The sequence below is a fragment of the Ileibacterium valens genome (assembly GCF_001945525.1).
GTDB lineage: Bacteria > Bacillota_I > Bacilli_A > Erysipelotrichales > Erysipelotrichaceae > Ileibacterium > Ileibacterium valens.
The window spans coordinates 1-1,833 of the sequence record NZ_MPJW01000006.1 but is presented as its reverse complement, the minus strand read 5'-3'; the positions used below and the strand labels follow the sequence as shown (position 1 = coordinate 1,833).

Annotated in this window: 4 protein-coding genes; all 4 read right to left on the bottom strand. The window is 41.0% G+C overall.

The window, feature by feature from the left end; all coding sequences use genetic code 11:
- Complete coding sequence (locus BO222_RS00100; RefSeq protein WP_075817300.1) at positions 1-492, bottom strand: IS200/IS605 family accessory protein TnpB-related protein; 492 nt, start codon at positions 490-492, stop codon at positions 1-3.
- 486 nt (positions 493-978) lie between these two features.
- Positions 979-1,227, bottom strand: coding sequence for a hypothetical protein (locus BO222_RS00095; protein WP_075817298.1), 249 nt, complete (start codon positions 1,225-1,227; stop codon positions 979-981).
- Positions 1,224-1,457: a hypothetical protein gene (locus BO222_RS00090; protein WP_075817296.1), complete on the bottom strand. Its 234-nt coding sequence runs from the start codon at positions 1,455-1,457 to the stop codon at positions 1,224-1,226. Before BO222_RS00090 ends, BO222_RS00095 begins: the two co-directional genes overlap by 4 nt.
- Positions 1,450-1,833: IS607 family transposase (locus BO222_RS00085; protein WP_143356859.1), on the bottom strand; the 384-nt coding region annotated here is incomplete at its 5' end. The genes BO222_RS00085 and BO222_RS00090, both read right to left, overlap by 8 nt.

Below are 1,833 nucleotides of genomic sequence, written 5' to 3'. Positions count from 1 at the left end.
TCAACTTCTTATTCCAATATTTGCATTCATTCTTTTTGACTTGCTCTTTTCAGGCTCATACCATTCCGTAAATCCAAGGGCTCGCCGGGCAATCACAAAAGCGGCCGCCTGATGAGTACTGGTCTGAAGTTTATTCTGATACTTCTCTTTTCCAATTCTGCTCGTATAAAAGGCACTGACTATATGAAGCGGCACTCCGCTTCTTGAAGCTTTCCTTTCGTTGTAAGACCGATACTTTATATATGGGAAATCATGGAGAATATGGTTCAGTTTCTTTCCGTGGTTTCTGGATTTTTTCTTTCGTAAACTGATATCTTCTATGGCTACAGACCAACCTTCTGATTCAGCTATTTTGTAAACAGCAGCCAGAGTCTGATGCAGTGCTGTATCTGCATCAGCAGAGTACTGGTCATAATAAATATCTTCGCTGAAGACATAATTTCCATTTTCATTTGCCAGCGCGACCGCCAGAAAACCGGCATTGATATCCATTCCAAGGCATCCCTTTGCCGATTTGATTTCTTTAGGTTCTTCCTTAATTTATGGATGAAGATAAAGACTTCCATTTTCCTTGAAGACAAAGACATAACTGATCGAGCCATACGTCTGATAATAGTCGACTTGCTCTGTCTGATAAGGAATGCGGACTCTAAAGGAAATGACCAGCTTATCCTTTGCGTAGGGAGACAGAACTTTAAATTCAAAAAGATCCTGATCTCCTGTATAAGTTCCCTGAACCAGCTGACATCCACAGGACTCATCATGGCTTCCAAGAAAATAGACATGCTGGGATCGATGATCTCTCCAGGCTTTCAGCCATTGTTCATGAGTAGAGAATGGACTGTTGGAATGCTCTAAAGTCCATTGATGAGAGGACAGCTGTTTGCTTCCAAAACAATAGGAAAAGACTCCGGTTTCGACTTCCTTTTCCAGTCTTTGAACACTCTGAATGAATCGGTGCAGCTTGTCCTTTTTGCTTTAGAGCATCGATTTGATCTTATGAAGCTTTTTTACGGCATTCTTCGGGGGTCTGCTCCAGTTGTAAACACTCAAATGAAGCTCATTCTTCTGCTCTTCAAGTTCTCTGATCTCAGATTTCAGCTCTTTAATCTTCTGATTATGATTTTCAATCTGCACTTGTTTTACTTCCCGAGCTAAAGTATAAATCGTCCTGGCTTCTTTAAGGATGGCATTGGCTGCTCTTGCTTTGAGATTGCCCTTATTCATAATGGCTTTTTTAAGCTGACCATCTGTAGGGAATGCTTTTTCCATGATTTTCGAAAGGTCCAGTGAAGCATGGAGTTATACACTTTAGAATACTCATTGATGAAATCAAAAACAGCCTGGTTTTCAGGAATCGCCAGATCAATTCTTCCAGAAGTTGCGAGTGGTACGGTTTCAGGTTGATAAGGGATTGCTCTTTGAAATGGAGCTTTGACTGGTTTGATTTTACTCATGGTCGAAACCTCCCTTTCCTTCAATCATGTTTTCAGCCTGAAGAGCCAGTTCTTTTCTTCTTGATGAACGAAGCCCATGGATTCTTCCTGAAAAAGAAGCAATCAGACTCATCAGATCTTCTGCTAATTCTTCCTGTGCATTCTTATCTTCTCTGGATTCAAGGATTACAATCTCTGTACCATGCTCCTTGCAGAGCCGTTCAATAAACTCAAAGCCAAATCGACTCAGGCGATCTTTATGAGTGATGAAAACTGTCTTCACCTGATCCTGTTCAATCCAATCGAGCATTCTGCTCAGACCCTTATGGCTGGTATTTAAACCACTATCTGTATCTGAAAAGACTTTGAAATCACCTTTTTCAGAAGCAGCCAAAGC